The sequence below is a fragment of the Streptomyces sp. NPDC048106 genome (genome assembly GCF_040706415.1).
Taxonomy (GTDB): domain Bacteria; phylum Actinomycetota; class Actinomycetes; order Streptomycetales; family Streptomycetaceae; genus Streptomyces.
This window is the reverse complement of the sequence record NZ_JBEZND010000001.1, coordinates 296,915-312,230: the sequence shown is the minus strand read 5'-3', so window position 1 is coordinate 312,230 and position 15,316 is coordinate 296,915. Positions and strand designations below refer to the sequence as shown.

Sequence of the window (15,316 nt, the reverse complement as noted above, 5' to 3'; positions counted from 1 at the left end):
TGGTAGCACGGCACAGCCCCCGGTACCGGAGGTGAGGGGGTACCGGGGGCTGTGCGGGGCGGGGGCTCAGGCCTCCTGGGCGTCCTCGGGGATGGACACCAGCCAGCGGGTGTCCTGGCGCGGGCGGAGGTAGAAGGCCCAGTAGAGCGTGGCGACGACGGTGATGCCGCCGGTCCAGATCAGGTAGGAGACGTCCTGCTCGACCAGGATGTAGACCAGCACGGCGATCAGCAGGACCGGCATGGCGGGCCACAGCGGCATCCGCCAGGCCCTGCGGGTGCCGTGGCCGCCGCGGCGGGCCAGCAGGGCGGCGACGGCGACCAGGAGGTAGAGGGCGGTGACGGCGACGCCGGTCACGCCGTAGAGGGTGTCCAGGTTGACGAAGCAGAGGAACGCGCCGGGGACGCCCACGAGCAGGGTGGCGACCCAGGGGGAGCCGAAGCGGCCGAGCTTGGACAGGGCGTTGTTGACCGGCGAGGGCCAGGCCTTGTCGCGGGCGGAGGCGAACAGGACGCGGGAGTTCTGGATGACCATCACGATGCCCGCGTTGATGATCGCCAGGGCGACGCAGAGGCTGACGAAGGTGCCGACGGCCGAGTTGCTCCAGGCGATGACCATGTCGCTGATGTTGCCGCCGGTCAGGGACGTGAGGTCACCGGCGCCCAGGGTGATCGCGGTGACCGGCACCAGGATGACCACGCTGGAGATGACCAGGGTCGCGAGGACGGTGCGGGCGACGTTGCGGCGCGGGTTCTCCAGCTCCTCGGAGAGATAGACGGCGGTGGAGAAGCCCTGGGTGGCGAAGAGCGCGATGGCGAGCCCCGAGAGGACCATCCCGGCCGTCACCGGGTTGACGTGGGCGTGGTCGCCGGCGATCTGGAAGGAGGTGAGGGCGCCCGGCCCGCGATGGGCGTGGGCGAAGCCCAGCACGGCGACGACGCCGGCCGCGATGACCTCAAGGACCAGGAAGATGCCGGTGATCCAGGCGTTGGCGCGCAGGTCGAGCAGGCCCGCGAGGGTGGCCGCGATCATCACGCCGGCGCCGGTCCAGGCCGGGTCGAGGTGGACGATCGGGGCGAGGTAGTCGGCGGTGCCCATCGCGATGACCGGGGGGACGATCATGACGACCAGGAGCGACATCACGAAGGCCAGCCAGCCGGCCAGCCGTCCGGCCAGGGTGGAGACCATGGCGTACTCGCCGCCCGCGCTGGGGATCAGGGTGCCCAGCTCCGAGTAGCAGAAGGCGACCGGGATGCAGAGCAGCGCGCCGATGGCGAGACAGAGCGCCGTCGCCGTGCCCAGGCTGGAGAACAGGTCGGGCACGATGACGAAGAGCGTGGAGGCGGGTGTCACGCACGAGAGGGTGAGCAGGGTGCCGCCGACCACGCCGATGGAGCGCTTGAGCTTCTGGGGGCTGTCCGGGGCCTCTGGCAGGCTCGTCTCGACAGGGCGGAGCGTGTCGGTCATGCGGCGGAATCCGATCGACTGGTGCGTGAGGGTGGGGGTTCGGGAGCGCTATCGCCTCCGGCGGATCGTCGTCGTACGTTCGTCTCGTCCGCTCCCGGCGCCCATAGGGAACCCCGACGAAAACCACCACGTCAATGGGTGTTTGCCTTCGGAATCCGCACTAAGGGCGGCCTTCACTCCGGATCAGATTCGCAGGTCACAACACCCTATAGGTGCATCCATCAAGCCTGTGCACGATCCGACCTTGCTTTCGAAGGTCATCCACGGCGAAACCCCTTCGTCACCCGTTTCCTCCACATGAACGGGAACCGCAGCGGACGTGTCAAAAAAATGTCGGGCCGTCCGGTATCCGGACGGCCCGACAGGGGCAGGTCACCTGCCCGGCGTCACGCTCAGTGGTTGCGCGGGAACCCGAGGTCCACGCCGGCGGGGGCGTCGGCCGGGTCGGGCCAGCGGGTGGTGATCACCTTGCCGCGGGTGTAGAAGTGCGTGCCGTCGTTGCCGTAGATGTGGTGGTCGCCGAAGAGCGAGTCCTTCCAGCCGCCGAAGGAGTGGTAGCCCACCGGCACCGGGATCGGCACGTTGACGCCGACCATGCCGGCCTCGATCTCGAGCTGGAAGCGGCGGGCGGCGCCGCCGTCCCGGGTGAAGATCGCGGTGCCGTTGCCGAACGGCGAGGCGTTCATCAGCGCCACGCCCTCCTCGTACGTGTCCACGCGCAGCACGCACAGCACCGGGCCGAAGATCTCGTCCTGGTACGCCTTGGCGGTCGTGGGCACCTTGTCCAGCAGCGAGATGCCGATCCAGTGGCCGTCCTCGTGGCCCTCGACCGTGTAGCCGGTGCCGTCGAGGACCACCTCGGCGCCCTCGGCGGCCGCGCCGGTGACGTAGGAGGCCACCTTGTCGCGGTGCGCGGCGGTGATCAGCGGGCCCATCTCGGAGGCCGGGTCGTTGCCCGGACCGATCTTGATCTTCTCGGCGCGCTCCCGGATCTTCGCCACCAGCGCGTCGCCGATCGAGCCGACCGCGACGACCGCCGAGATCGCCATGCAGCGCTCGCCGGCCGAGCCGTAGGCCGCGGAGACGGCCGCGTCGGCCGCCGCGTCCAGGTCGGCGTCCGGCAGCACCAGCATGTGGTTCTTGGCGCCGCCCAGCGCCTGCACCCGCTTGCCGTGGGCGGAGGCGGTGGTGTGGATGTAGCGGGCGATCGGGGTGGAGCCGACGAAGGAGACGGCCTGCACGTCCGGGTGCTCCAGGAGCCGGTCCACGGCCACCTTGTCGCCGTGCACCACGTTGAACACGCCGTCCGGGAGCCCGGCCTCGGCCAGCAGCTCGGCGATGCGGACGGAGGCGGACGGGTCCTTCTCGCTCGGCTTGAGGACGAAGGTGTTGCCGGTCGCGATGGCGATCGGGAACATCCACATCGGGACCATCGCCGGGAAGTTGAACGGCGTGATGCCCGCGACCACACCGAGCGGCTGGCGGATCGAGGCCACGTCCACCCGGCTCGCGACCTGCGTGGACAGCTCGCCCTTGAGCTGCACGTTGATGCCGCAGGCCAGGTCCACGATCTCCAGGCCGCGGGCGACCTCGCCGAGCGCGTCGGAGTGCACCTTGCCGTGCTCGGCGGTGATCAGCTCCGCGATCTCGTCGCGGTGCGCGTCCAGCAGCGCCCGGAACTTGAAGAGGATGGTGGTGCGCTGCGCGAGCGAGGACTGGCCCCAGGTCGCGAAGGCGTCCTTCGCGGCGGCGACCGCGGCGTCCACCTCCTCGACCGACGCGAACGCGACCTTCGTGGTCACCGCGCCGGTCGCCGGGTCGGTGACCGGCCCGTACGTGCCCGACGCGCCTTCGACGGTCTTCCCGCCGATCCAGTGGTTGACGATCTTCGTCATGCCCAGAGACTCCTTCTCACAGATGGCGGCGTCGGGTCGAGACGTGCCGTTCGTACCGCTCACGTGCCGTGACCGCGGGCGTTCGGGTCGCGGTCGCGGCCACAGGAACATCCCACCAGGCCTGCGCTCCGGGCGCGCCCGACACAGTGTCGGACGTTTCGGTCTCGACGTAGACACATGTGGGAGTGTCGGCGGCCCGCGCCTCGGCGAGCGCCGCGCGCAGCTCCGCCAGCGTCCCCGCCCGCAGCACCCGCATGCCCAGGCTGGCCGCGTTGGCCGCGAGATCGACGGGCAGCGGGGCGCCGGTGTACGCCCCCTCTCCGTCCCTGAACCGGTACCCGGTGCCGAACCGCTCGCCGCCCACCGACTCGGAGAGACCGCCGATCGACGCGTACCCGTGGTTCTGCACCAGCAGCACCTTGATCGCGATGCCCTCCTGTACGGCGGTCACCAGCTCCGTCGGCATCATCAGGTACGTGCCGTCCCCGACCAGCGCCCACACGTTCCGCTCGGGCGCCGCCAGCTTCACGCCGAGCGCGGCCGGGATCTCGTAGCCCATGCAGGAGTAGCCGTACTCCAGGTGGTACTGGTCGCGGGAGCGCGCCCGCCACAGCTTGTGCAGATCGCCGGGGAGCGAGCCGGCCGCGTTGATCACGATGTCCGACTCGTCCACCAGGGCGTCGAGGGCGCCGATGACCTGCGGCTGGGTCGGCCGGGCGGCCGGCTCCCCCGCGAAGCAGGCGTCGACGCGCCGCTCCCAGCGCTCCTTGCCCGCCGTGTACGCGTCGACGTACGCGCCGTCCGTCCGGTGGGCGGCCAGCGCCTCCGTCAGCTCCTCCAGGCCGCGGCGGGCGTCCGCGACCAGGGGCAGCGCGGCCAGTTTGTGGGCGTCGTGGGGCGCGATGTTGAGGTGCAGGAAGCGGACGTCCGGGTGCTGGAAGAGGGTGCCGGAGGCGGTGGTGAAGTCGGTGAACCGGGTGCCGACGCCGATCACCAGGTCCGCGGCGCGCGCCAGTTCGTCGGCGGTCGCGGTGCCGGTGTGGCCGATCCCGCCGACGTCCTGCGGATGGTCGTACCGCAGGGCGCCCTTGCCCGCCTGGGTGGACGCGACGGGGATGCCGGTCGCCGCGGCGAACGCGGCGAGGGCCGCCTCGGCGCGGCTGTGGCGGACGCCGCCGCCCGCGACGACAAGAGGGCGGCGCGCGGCCCGGACCGCCGCCGCCGCGCGGGCCAGCTCCGCCGGGTCCGCGCCCGGCCGCCGTACGGTCCACACCCGCTCGGCGAAGAACTCCTCGGGCCAGTCGTACGCCTCCGCCTGCACGTCCTGCGGCAGGGCGAGGGTGACCGCGCCGGTCTCCACGGGGTCGGTGAGCACCCGCATCGCCCGCAACGCGCCCGGGACCAGTTGCTCGGGGCGGGTGATCCGGTCGAAGTAGCGGGACACCGGGCGCAGCGTGTCGTTGACCGAGACGTCGCCCGCGTGCGGCACCTCAAGCTGCTGGAGCACCGGGTCGGCGGGGCGGGTGGCGAAGACGTCGCCGGGGAGCAGCAGGACGGGGAGGTGGTTGACGGTGGCGAGGGCGGCGCCGGTGACCAGGTTGGTGGCGCCGGGGCCGATCGAGGTCGTCACCGCGTGCGTGGCGAGGCGGCCCGATTGGCGGGCGTAGCCGACGGCCGCGTGCACCATGGACTGCTCGTTGCGGCCCTGGTGGTACGGCATCACGTGCGCGTACTCGACCAGGGCCTGGCCGATGCCCGCGACGTTGCCGTGGCCGAAGATGCCCCAGGTGGCGCCGATCAACCGCCGCCTTTCGCCGTCGCGTTCGGTGTGCTGGGCAGCGAGGAAGCGGACCAGCGCCTGGGCGACGGTCAGCCGGATCGTCATCGGTAGCCCCCGGTGGTCTCGGTGTGGTCGGGGTGGAAGCTGATCCGCCACTCCCGCGTCTCGCCGGGCCCGGCCATGACGTTCAGGTAGTACATGGCGTGCCCCGGCTGGGCGATGGCCGGGCCGTGCCAGCCGTCGGGGACGAGGACGGTGTCGCCGGAGCGGACCTCGGCGAGCACGTCGGCGCCGCCCGCGCGGGAGGGGAACACCCGCTGGTAGCCGAGGCCGTTGGGCCCCTCGATCTCGAAGTAGTAGATCTCCTCCAGCTCGCACTCCTCGCCCGGCCGGTGCTCGTCGTGCTTGTGCGGCGGGTACGAGGACCAGTTGCCGCCGGGGGTGAGGACCTCGACGGCGATCAGCCGGTCGCAGTCGAACGCGTCGGCGGCGGCGAAGTTGCGCACCTGGCGGGCGCAGTTGCCGCTGCCGCGCTGCTCGACGGGGACCTCCGGCGCGGGGCCGTAGCGGGCGGGGAGTCGTCGCTCGCACTTCGCTCCTGCCAGGGCGAAGCGGCCTCCCGCGCCGGAGGCGATCTGGACCCGGGCGTCCCGGGGTGCGTACGCGAAGTCCGAGGCCCCCGCGAACACGCTGTCCCGACCCAGGAGTTGGAACTCGGTTTCCTCGATTCGAACGGTACATCCGCCTTCCAGCGGAAGCACGATCCACTCACTGTTCCCGGTGATGAACGTATGGCTACCACCCGGGGACAACTCGACGATACGCAGACTGCCGTATCTCCACCCGGCGCGCACCGGATCGATGTCGACGGCGTATTCGGCACCGGCGGTGGTGCCCCTGGGCAGATACAGGTCGTTACCGGTCATACGGCCCTCACAGCAGTCCTGCGGCGGTGTCCACGGCGGCGGCCACGTCGCCGTCCGCCGGGTACAGCAGCGAGCGGCCGGCCATCAGGCCGCGCACGGTGGGGAGTCGGAGCGCGCCGCGCCACTTCTCGTAGGCGGCGAGCCGGTCGGCGGGCGAGTCGCCTATGTCGCCGCCGAGCAGGACGGCGGGCAGCGTCGAGGCCGCCATGACGCGGGCCATGTCGTCCGGGTCCGCGGTCACCGGCACCTTCAGCCAGGTGTAGGCCGAACTGCCGCCGAGGCCCGAGGCGATGGCGATGGACCGGGCGACGGCCTCGGCGGAGAGGTCGTTGACGAGTTCCCCCTCGGGGGTGCGGCGGCTGATGAACGGCTCCACGAAGACCGGGAGCCGGCGCGCGGCCATGGCGTCGACGGCGCGGGCGGCCGACTCCAGGGTGGTCAGGGAGCCGGGGTCGGTGTAGTCGAGGCGCAGCAGCAGCTTGCCCGCGTCGAAGCGGAGGCGCTCGATGTCCTCGGGGCGGTGGCCGGTGAACCGGTCGTCCAGCTCGAAGCTCGCGCCCCGCAGCCCGCCGCGGTTCATCGAGCCCATGACCACCTTGTGGTCCAGGGCGCCGAGCAGCAGCAGGTCGTCCAGGATGTCGGCGGTGGCAAGGACGCCGTCGACGCCGGGCCTGGACAGCGCGAGACACAGGCGCCCGAGCAGGTCGGCGCGGTCGGCCATGGCGAGTTGCCGGTCGCCGACGCCGAGGACGCCGCGGGCGGGGTGGTCGGCGGCGACGATCAGCAGCCGGCCGTCGCCGTTCAGCAGGGGGCGGCGCCGGCGGCGGGCGGCGGCCTCGGCGATCGCCTCGGGGTGCCGCGCGCGGACGCGGGCCAGCTCGGCGATGTCGACGCGGGGCCGGCCGTCGGCGCGGCCCGTGCTCACCGCACGGCTCCGGCGGCGAGCACGGCGGCCACCTCGTCGGGGGTGGGCATCGCGGAGGAGCACTCCAGGCGGGAGGCGACGATGGCCCCGGCCGCGTTGGCGTACCGCATGGTGGCCGCCAGGTCCCAGCCGGCCAGCAGCCCGTGGCACAGGGAGCCGCCGAACGCGTCTCCGGCGCCGAGGCCGTTGAGGACGGTGACGGGGAGCGGGGAGACCTCGGCCTCCTCGCCGCCCGCGCTGACGGCGAGGACCCCCTTGGGTCCCTGTTTCACCACGGCGAGCCTCACTCCGGCGGCCAGCAGCGCCTTCGCGGCGGCGTGTGGTTCGCGGGTGCCGGTGGCGATCTCCACCTCGTCCAGGTTGCCGACGGCGACGGTGGCGTGGCGCAGGGCCTCGGCGTAGACGGGGCGGGCCGCGTCGGGGTCGCGCCAGAACATCGGCCGCCAGTCGAGGTCGAAGACGGTGATGGCGGACCGCTCCCGGTGGGCGAGGGCGGTGAGGGTCGCGGTACGGCTCGGCTCCTCGCTGAGCCCGGTGCCGGTCACCCAGAAGATCCGGGCCGCGCGGACCGCGTCGAGGTTCAGCTCGCCCGCCTCGATCTCCAGGTCGGGGGCCTTGGGCTGCCGGTAGAAGTACAGCGGGAAGTCGTCCGGCGGGAAGACCTCGCAGAAGGTGACGGGGGTCGGGAGGCCGGGTACGGGGGTGACCCAGCGGTCGTCGACGTCGAACGCGCGCAACGCGTCGTGCAGGTAGGCGCCGAACGGGTCGTCACCGGTGCGGGTGATCACGGCCGTGGTGCGCCCGAGCCGTGCCGCCGCCACCGCGACGTTGGTCGCCGAGCCGCCGAGGAACTTGCCGAAGGACGTCACCTGCGCGAGCGGGACCCCGGTCTGCAGCGGATACAGATCCACTCCGATCCGCCCCATGGTGATCAGGTCGTACGGCATCGACTCCCCTTCGTCACGGGTCTTCCCGGCTTTGTAGTCCTGCCCCGGGAACGCTGTCAATATTTTGTCCGGACATTCGGACGACGAATGGGAGGTCATGCCCAGGCCGGCGGCCGGCCACACCCGGGCCCCGTGGAACGCTTTGCGGCAGCCGTGTCACAAATACCCGTCTTCTGTCACACATGTCGCGCGTACGCGGGCGCTGCGTCACACCCGCTCGACAGGGGCTGACCGCTGGTGACAGTGCGTCGTTGTCCAGGCGCAGGCTTGTTGATCGTCAGGAGGTGCAGTTCATGACCGACCGCAGGCTCTGGTCCTACAAGGAGATCGCGGCGCACATCAAGGTGCAGCCGGACACCGTACGGTCCTACCGCAAGCACGGGTTACTGCCCGCGCCGGACCACGTGGAGGGCGGCAAGCCCTACTGGTACGCGGACACCGTCCGCGCCTGGGTGGCCGCCCGGCCGAGCAGCCGCGGCCGCCGCCCCGACTGAGCAGCCCGCCGCCCGCCGGGTGTCACGACCACGGCTCGACGACCGTCACCCCGGCCCCCGGCGCCTCGCCCATCCCCGCGAGGGCCGCCGGGGCCGCGTCGAGCGGGATGGCGGACGTCACCAGGCGGTCCGGGCGCAGGGCGCCGGAGCGGACCATCTCCAGCATGCCGGGGTAGGTGTGGGCGGCCATGCCGTGGCTGCCGATCAGTTCCAGTTCCAGCGCGATCGTGCGGGCCATCGGCACCGGGGTCGTGCCGTCGGCCGAGGGCAGCAGCCCGACCTGCACGTGCCGGCCGCGCCGGCGCAGGGAGCCGACGGACGCGGCGCAGGTGACGGGCGAGCCGAGGGCGTCCAGGGAGAGGTGGGCACCGCCGCCGGTCAGTTCCCGGACCGCCGCGGCCGTGTCGGGCACCGTACGCGCGTCCAGGCAGTGCGCCGCCCCGAACCGGCGCGCCAGTTCCAGCGCCCCGGGCGAGATGTCGACGGCGACCACCCGCGCCCCGGCCGCCGCCGCGATCATCACCGCGGACAGGCCGACCCCGCCGCAGCCGTGCACCGCGACCCACTGCCCGGCCGCGACCCGCCCCTGCCGCACCACGGCACGGAAGGCGGTGGCGAAGCGGCAGCCGAGTCCCGCGGCGGTGGCGTACGCCATGTCCTCCGGGACCGCCACCAGGTTGACGTCGGCGTGGTCGAGGGCGACGTACTCGGCGAAGGAGCCCCAGTGGCTGAAGCCGGGCTGGGTCTGCCGCTCGCACACCTGCTGGTCGCCCGCCGCGCAGGCCGCACAGGTGCCGCAGGCGCAGACGAACGGCACGGTGACCCGGTCGCCGGGCCGCCAGCCGGTCACCCGGGCGCCCACCGCCTCGACCACACCGGCCAGTTCGTGTCCGGGCACGTGCGGCAGCACGATGTCCGGGTCGTGGCCCATCCAGCCGTGCCAGTCGCTGCGGCACAGCCCGGTCGCCTCGACGCGCACCACGACCCCGTGCTCCGCCGGCGCCGGGTCGGGCACCTCGCGCACCTCGGCCGGCTTCCCGAACTCCTCGAACAGCACCGCTCTCATGCGCCTCACCCTTTCACGCCGTCGCGCGCCGCCGCCGTGCGGCCATCACGCGTACGGCGCACGAGGACGGCGCCGGACCGGGACATCTGCCTAAGGTGCGGAGGAATCACCCGCCCGCGCACCACCCCCGTCCGGCGATCCGCCCCCGCCCCAGCCCGAGGGGACGACCCACGTGAGCCACCCCCCGCCGCCCGGCACGCCCAAGGCCCGCATCCCGCACCCGCAGCAGCCCCCGCCGCCGTACCCCCGCATCGGCGCGGGCCTGTGGCAGCGCTGCCTCAGCGGCGGGCTCGCGGTGTGGGTGCCGACCGCGGGGGTGGCCCTCGCGGCCCGGAGCACGGCGGCGCTCGCGACGCCCGTCCTGCTGGGCGCCTTCCTGGTGCCGGTGGTCTTCGTGCTGTGGGCGTACGAGCGGCACGGCCGTGACCTCGGCGTCAGCGCGGTCCTCGGCTGCTTCCTGGCGGGCGGCGCGCTCGGGGTGCTCGGCGCCTCGCTCGCGGCGTCGTCCGCGCCCGTCCCCTCCCCCGGCCGGTTCCTGACCGTCGCCCTGGCCGAGGAGGCGGCCAAGCTGGGGGCGCTGGTGTTCGCGCTGCGCCGGCAGCCGGCCGTCCGCGGCGTGCGGGCCGGGCTGGTGCTCGGCGCCGCCGTCGGCGTCGGCTTCGCGGCGATGGAAAGCGCCGGACACGTGCTCGACGCGGCCCTGTGGGCCCCGGACCCCTGGGGGCAGCTGGAGACGGAGCTGGCGCGCGGGCTGCTCGCGCCCCTCGGGCAGGGCTCCTGGACCGCGGTCACGGGCGGCGTCCTGCTGGCGCTGCGCCGTCCCGACGGGCGCTTCCGGTACGCCCCGCCGGTGGTCGCCGCCTGCGTGGGCGCCGCCCTGCTGCACGCCCTGACGGACACGGCCCGCGGGATCGCGCCGTGGCTGGTGGTCCGGCTCACGGGCCGGGGCGCGCGGACCGGGCTGTTCGCGCCGGGGTACCCGCCCCAGCCGAGCGCCGCGCAGCAGCATCTGCTCACCCTGGTCTCCGCGCTCGGCCCGACGCTCGTCGCGCTGGCCGGACTCGCCTGGGCGCTGTCACTCGCCCGACGGAATCCTCCTTGGAAAAATACCCCCTAGGGGTATAGTCTGGAGACAGTGGGGAACCATCGGGAACAGCACCGGCCCCACGTGTCACGACGAGGAGAACGACATGAGCGCCCAGACCGACACCCCGGCCTCCGTCACCACCGTCTACCAGGTGACCGGCATGAGCTGCGGCCACTGCGAGGGAGCCGTCTCCGGCGAGATCTCCCAGCTCCCCGGCGTCGCCTCGGTGCAGGCCGTCGCGTCGAGCGGCGAGGTGACCGTCGTCTCCGCGGCCCCGCTGGACGACGAGGCCGTCCGCGCCGCCGTGGACGAGGCCGGCTTCGAGCTGGCCGGCAAGGCCTGAGCACCGCCCTTCCACAGCCCCGACCGGCCGTGCCGACCAGCTGATACTGGCTCCGCGCGGTCCGGTCCGATGTCTGGAGTCCGGACATGACCAGCACCATCGCGAAGACAGCCGTGAACGCGGAGACAGCCGTGGCCCCCGGCACGACCTCCGAGGTCGAACTGCTCATCGGCGGGATGACCTGCGCCTCCTGTGCGGCGCGCGTGGAGAAGAAGCTCAACCGGATGGACGGCGTCAGCGCCACCGTCAACTACGCCACCGAGAAGGCGAAGGTCAGCTACGGCGCGGGCGTCGAGGTCGCCGACCTCATCGCCACCGTCGTCAAGACCGGGTACACCGCCGAGGAACCCGCCCCGCCGCGGCCCGAACCCGAGGCCGCGGCCCCGGATTCCGCCGGGCAGGACCCCCAACTCGGCGCCCTGCGCCACCGGCTGCTCGTCTCCGCGCTGCTCGCCCTCCCCGTGGTGCTGCTCGCGATGATCCCGGCCCTCCAGTTCGACAACTGGCAGTGGCTCTCCCTCACCCTCGCCGCGCCCGTCGTCGTCTGGGGCGGCGCGCCCTTCCACCGCGCCGCCTGGACCAACGCCCGGCACGGCGCGGCCACCATGGACACCCTGGTCTCGGTCGGCACGCTGGCCGCGTTCGGCTGGTCGCTGTGGGCGCTGTTCTTCGGCCACGCCGGGATGACCGGCATGCACGACGAGTTCCGCCTCACCGTCTCCCGCATGGACGGCGCCTCCACCATCTACCTGGAGGTCGCCTCCGGCGTCGTCGCGCTGATCCTGCTCGGCCGCTACCTGGAGGCCCGCTCCAAGCGGCGCGCCGGCGCGGCCCTCAAGGCCCTGCTGGAGCTGGGCGCCAAGGACGTCGCCGTGCTGCGGGAGGGGCGCGAGGTGCGGGTGCCCGTGTCCTCGCTGGCGGTCGGCGACCGGTTCGTCGTACGGCCCGGCGAGAAGGTCGCCACCGACGGCACCGTCGTCGAGGGCGTCTCCGCGGTCGACGCCTCCATGCTGACCGGCGAGTCGGTGCCGGTGGACGTCGGCCCCGGCGACAAGGTCACCGGCGCCACGGTCAACGCGGGCGGGCGCCTCGTCGTCGAGGCCACCCGGGTCGGCGCCGACACCCAGCTCGCGCGGATGGCCCGGCTGGTGGAGGACGCGCAGAGCGGCAAGGCCGAGGTGCAGCGGCTCGCCGACCGCGTCTCCGCGGTGTTCGTGCCCGTGGTCATCCTGATCGCGCTCGCCACCTTCGGCGTCTGGCTCGGCGTCACCGGGGACGCGGTCTCCGCGTTCACCGCCGCCGTCGCCGTGCTGATCATCGCCTGCCCCTGCGCGCTGGGCCTCGCCACGCCGACCGCGCTGATGGTCGGCACCGGGCGCGGCGCCCAGCTCGGCATCCTGATCAAGGGCCCCGAGGTGCTGGAGTCCACGCGCCGGGTCGACACCGTCGTCCTGGACAAGACCGGCACCGTCACCACCGGCCGGATGACCCTCCAGACGGTCCTCGCCGCCGACGGCGAGGACGAGAAGGAGCTGCTGCGCCTCGCGGGCGCCCTGGAGCACGCCTCCGAGCACCCCGTCGCCCGCGCCATCGCGGCCGGCGCCGAGGAGCGCGTCGGCACGCTGCCGGTGGCCGAGAGTTTCGAGAACGTCCCCGGGCGGGGCGTGCGCGGGCGCGTGGACGGCCGCGAGGTGGCCGTGGGGCGCCTGTACGACGACGTTCCCGAGGAGCTGGCCCGGGCGGCCGCCGAGGCCGAGCGGGAGGGCCGTACGGCCGTCCTGGCGGGCTGGGACGGCCGGGCCCGCGGGGTCCTCGCCGTCGCCGACGCGATCAAGGAGACCAGCGCCGAGGCGATCCGCGAGCTGCGCGCCCTCGGGCTGACGCCGGTGCTGCTCACCGGGGACAACCGGACGGTCGCCGAGTCGGTCGCGAAGGCCGTCGGCATCGACGCCGGGCAGGTGTACGCCGAGGTGCTGCCCGAGGACAAGGTGGACGTCGTACGACGGCTGCAGGACGAGGGCCGCGCGGTGGCCATGGTCGGCGACGGGGTCAACGACGCGGCCGCCCTCGCCACCGCCGACCTGGGCCTCGCGATGGGCACCGGCACGGACGCGGCGATCGAGGCGGGCGACCTGACGCTGGTCCGCGGCGACCTGCGCACGGCCGCGGACGCCATCCGGCTGTCCCGGCGGACGCTGGGCACGATCAAGGGCAACCTGGTGTGGGCGTTCGGCTACAACGTGGCCGCGCTGCCGCTGGCCGCCGCGGGACTGCTGAACCCGATGATCGCGGGTGCCGCGATGGCGTTCTCCTCCGTGTTCGTGGTGACCAACAGCCTGCGACTGCGCCGGTTCCGCTGAGGGTTCGGCGAGATTCCACGCGAGGTCGCGCGAAGCGGAAGCCGGGGTCCCCCTAGAGACGGGCGCGGGCCTCACATAAGCTCTTCACAAGGCTCGCGCATCTTCCTTACGTTCGGGCTCCGATCAACAGATCGGGGCTCTTGCGTACCAAAGGGACATATGCAAGAGACGCAGATCACAGTGCTGTGAACGTAACCATCGAAGGGGTTCGAAGGTCTAAGTTGGCGATGTCGGATCGGCGTCTTGGGGGGCGCTGTTCCGACGTCTGGGGATGTCTTGGGGGACTTCCCCGGAGATGCGTTGCCGGGGCACGTACACCGGGAAGCTTTGAGCGGCCCTCCCGGCGTGCTTGTCCCGGCAGACCGCAATCGACAGCGATTCAGGCGCTGTCCTCTCCGAGCGCCCGGCCCGGATCCCGTGGGGGGAATCCGCACCGGGACATGGGAAGGCGCCCTGGTCGTCGGCCCGTGGGGGGACCGGCGACTCAGGGCGCCTTCTTCTTCGGCTGTACCGGCTACACCCGAGCCCGGTGTGTTCCGGGCTCGGTGAGCTCGCCGGGGCTCAGCGCTCCTCGACGGGGACGAAGTCGCGCTCGACCACGCCCGTGTAGATCTGGCGCGGGCGGCCGATGCGGGAACCCGGCTCCTTGATCATCTCGGTCCACTGGGCGATCCAGCCCGGCAGCCGGCCGAGGGCGAACAGGACCGTGAACATCTCGGTCGGGAAGCCCATGGCCCGGTAGATCAGACCGGTGTAGAAGTCGACGTTCGGGTAGAGGCTGCGCGAGACGAAGTAGTCGTCGGAGAGCGCGTGCTCCTCCAGCTTGAGCGCGATGTCCAGCAGCTCGTCGGACTTGCCGAGGGCGGAGAGGACGTCGTGCGCGGCGGCCTTGATGATCTTGGCGCGCGGGTCGAAGTTCTTGTAGACCCGGTGGCCGAAGCCCATCAGGCGGACGCCGTCCTCCTTGTTCTTCACCTTGCGGATGAAGGTGTCGACGTCGGCGCCCGAGTCGCGGATGCCCTCCAGCATCTCCAGGACGGACTGGTTGGCGCCGCCGTGCAGCGGGCCCCACAGCGCGTTGATGCCGGCCGAGATCGACGCGAACATGTTGGCCTGCGACGAGCCGACGAGGCGGACCGTGGAGGTCGAACAGTTCTGCTCGTGGTCGGCGTGCAGGATGAGCAGCTTCTCCAGCGCGGAGACGACGACCGGGTCCAGCTCGTACTCGTCGGCCGGGACCGAGAAGGTCATGCGCAGGAAGTTCTCGACGTAGCCGAGGTCGTTGCGCGGGTAGACGAACGGGTGACCGATCGACTTCTTGTACGCGTACGCCGCGATCGTCGGCAGCTTGGCCAGCAGCCGGATCGTGGAGAGGTCGCGCTGCTTCTCGTCGAACGGGTTGTGGCTGTCCTGGTAGAAGGTGGACAGCGCCGAGACGACCGAGGACAGCATGGCCATCGGGTGGGCGTCGCGCGGGAAGCCCTTGTAGAAGTTCTTGACGTCCTCGTGCAGCAGCGTGTGCCGCGTGATCTCGTCCTTGAAGACCGTCAGCTCGTCGGCGGTGGGCAGCTCGCCGTTGATCAGCAGGTACGCCACCTCCAGGAAGGTGGAGCGCTCGGCCAGCTGCTCGATGGGGTAGCCGCGGTAGCGGAGGATGCCCGCCTCGCCGTCGAGGTAGGTGACCGCGGATTTATAGGCGGCGGTGTTGCCGTACCCGCTGTCGAGGGTCACCAGCCCGGTCTGGGTGCGCAGCTTCCCGATGTCGAAGCCCTTGTCGCCGACGGTGCTGTCGACCACCGGGTAGGTGTACTCGCCGTCGCCGTACCGCAGTACTACAGAGTTGTCGCTCACGTCTTCCCTCACCGACGTAGTGCCTCATCTTCGAGGTGCCCTGACTGTCTCTACCATCCCCCATTTGGCTCAGGAGAGTGCACTCGGGGTCGACCATTAGACCTATTGACGGCACTCAGTGCCGCCAACCTGCTCATCCTGCCCCCTCGAAGAGGCAACCGGAAGTGCTCTGTGA

At 72.3% G+C, this 15,316-nt stretch carries 12 protein-coding genes; 4 read left to right on the top strand and 8 right to left on the bottom strand.

The window, feature by feature from the left end; all coding sequences use genetic code 11:
* Positions 1-66 precede the first annotated feature (66 nt).
* The 6 genes from AB0927_RS01385 to iolC all read right to left on the bottom strand — a co-directional run bounded on the left by AB0927_RS01385 (position 67) and on the right by iolC (position 7,940).
* Complete coding sequence (locus tag AB0927_RS01385; protein ID WP_366665393.1) at positions 67-1,467, bottom strand: APC family permease; 1,401 nt, start codon at positions 1,465-1,467, stop codon at positions 67-69.
* A gap of 392 nt (positions 1,468-1,859) precedes the next feature.
* Positions 1,860-3,362 (bottom strand): CoA-acylating methylmalonate-semialdehyde dehydrogenase, encoded by a 1,503-nt coding sequence (gene mmsA, locus AB0927_RS01380; protein ID WP_366665392.1) that lies wholly within the window; start codon positions 3,360-3,362, stop codon positions 1,860-1,862.
* Between the two features lie 16 nt (positions 3,363-3,378).
* Entirely contained in the window at positions 3,379-5,247 is a 1,869-nt protein-coding gene (iolD, locus tag AB0927_RS01375) for a 3D-(3,5/4)-trihydroxycyclohexane-1,2-dione acylhydrolase (decyclizing) (protein WP_366665391.1), read from the bottom strand.
* Positions 5,244-6,068 (bottom strand): 5-deoxy-glucuronate isomerase, encoded by an 825-nt coding sequence (iolB, locus tag AB0927_RS01370; protein ID WP_366665390.1) that lies wholly within the window; start codon positions 6,066-6,068, stop codon positions 5,244-5,246. The genes iolD and iolB overlap by 4 nt, the downstream gene beginning before the upstream one ends.
* Before the next feature lie 7 nt (positions 6,069-6,075).
* Positions 6,076-6,993 (bottom strand): deoxyribose-phosphate aldolase, encoded by a 918-nt coding sequence (locus AB0927_RS01365; RefSeq protein ID WP_366665389.1) that lies wholly within the window; start codon positions 6,991-6,993, stop codon positions 6,076-6,078.
* Positions 6,990-7,940: a 5-dehydro-2-deoxygluconokinase gene (iolC, locus tag AB0927_RS01360; protein ID WP_366665388.1), complete on the bottom strand. Its 951-nt coding sequence runs from the start codon at positions 7,938-7,940 to the stop codon at positions 6,990-6,992. Before iolC ends, AB0927_RS01365 begins: the two co-directional genes overlap by 4 nt.
* A gap of 293 nt (positions 7,941-8,233) precedes the next feature.
* Here iolC and AB0927_RS01355 point away from each other — a divergent pair, with 293 nt between their 5' ends.
* Positions 8,234-8,434: a MerR family transcriptional regulator gene (locus AB0927_RS01355; protein WP_366665387.1), complete on the top strand. Its 201-nt coding sequence runs from the start codon at positions 8,234-8,236 to the stop codon at positions 8,432-8,434.
* Between the two features lie 22 nt (positions 8,435-8,456).
* On the opposite strand, the gene AB0927_RS01350 is transcribed toward AB0927_RS01355, so the two are convergent.
* Positions 8,457-9,500, bottom strand: a complete 1,044-nt coding sequence (locus tag AB0927_RS01350) for a zinc-dependent alcohol dehydrogenase family protein (RefSeq protein WP_366665386.1) — start codon at positions 9,498-9,500, stop codon at positions 8,457-8,459.
* 172 nt (positions 9,501-9,672) lie between these two features.
* On the opposite strand from AB0927_RS01350, the gene AB0927_RS01345 reads away from it, so the two are divergent.
* The 3 genes from AB0927_RS01345 to AB0927_RS01335 all read left to right on the top strand — a co-directional run bounded on the left by AB0927_RS01345 (position 9,673) and on the right by AB0927_RS01335 (position 13,290).
* Entirely contained in the window at positions 9,673-10,617 is a 945-nt protein-coding gene (locus tag AB0927_RS01345; RefSeq protein WP_366665385.1) for a PrsW family glutamic-type intramembrane protease, read from the top strand.
* A 73-nt stretch (positions 10,618-10,690) separates the two neighbouring features.
* Entirely contained in the window at positions 10,691-10,930 is a 240-nt protein-coding gene (locus AB0927_RS01340; protein ID WP_366665384.1) for a heavy-metal-associated domain-containing protein, read from the top strand.
* An 86-nt stretch (positions 10,931-11,016) separates the two neighbouring features.
* The gene (locus AB0927_RS01335; protein ID WP_366665383.1) at positions 11,017-13,290 is read left to right on the top strand and encodes a heavy metal translocating P-type ATPase; all 2,274 of its coding nucleotides are present in this window, start codon (positions 11,017-11,019) and stop codon (positions 13,288-13,290) included.
* A gap of 561 nt (positions 13,291-13,851) precedes the next feature.
* Here AB0927_RS01335 and AB0927_RS01330 read toward each other — a convergent pair.
* Positions 13,852-15,141, bottom strand: coding sequence for a citrate synthase (locus AB0927_RS01330; RefSeq protein ID WP_366665382.1), 1,290 nt, complete (start codon positions 15,139-15,141; stop codon positions 13,852-13,854).
* Positions 15,142-15,316: the final 175 nt, after the last annotated feature.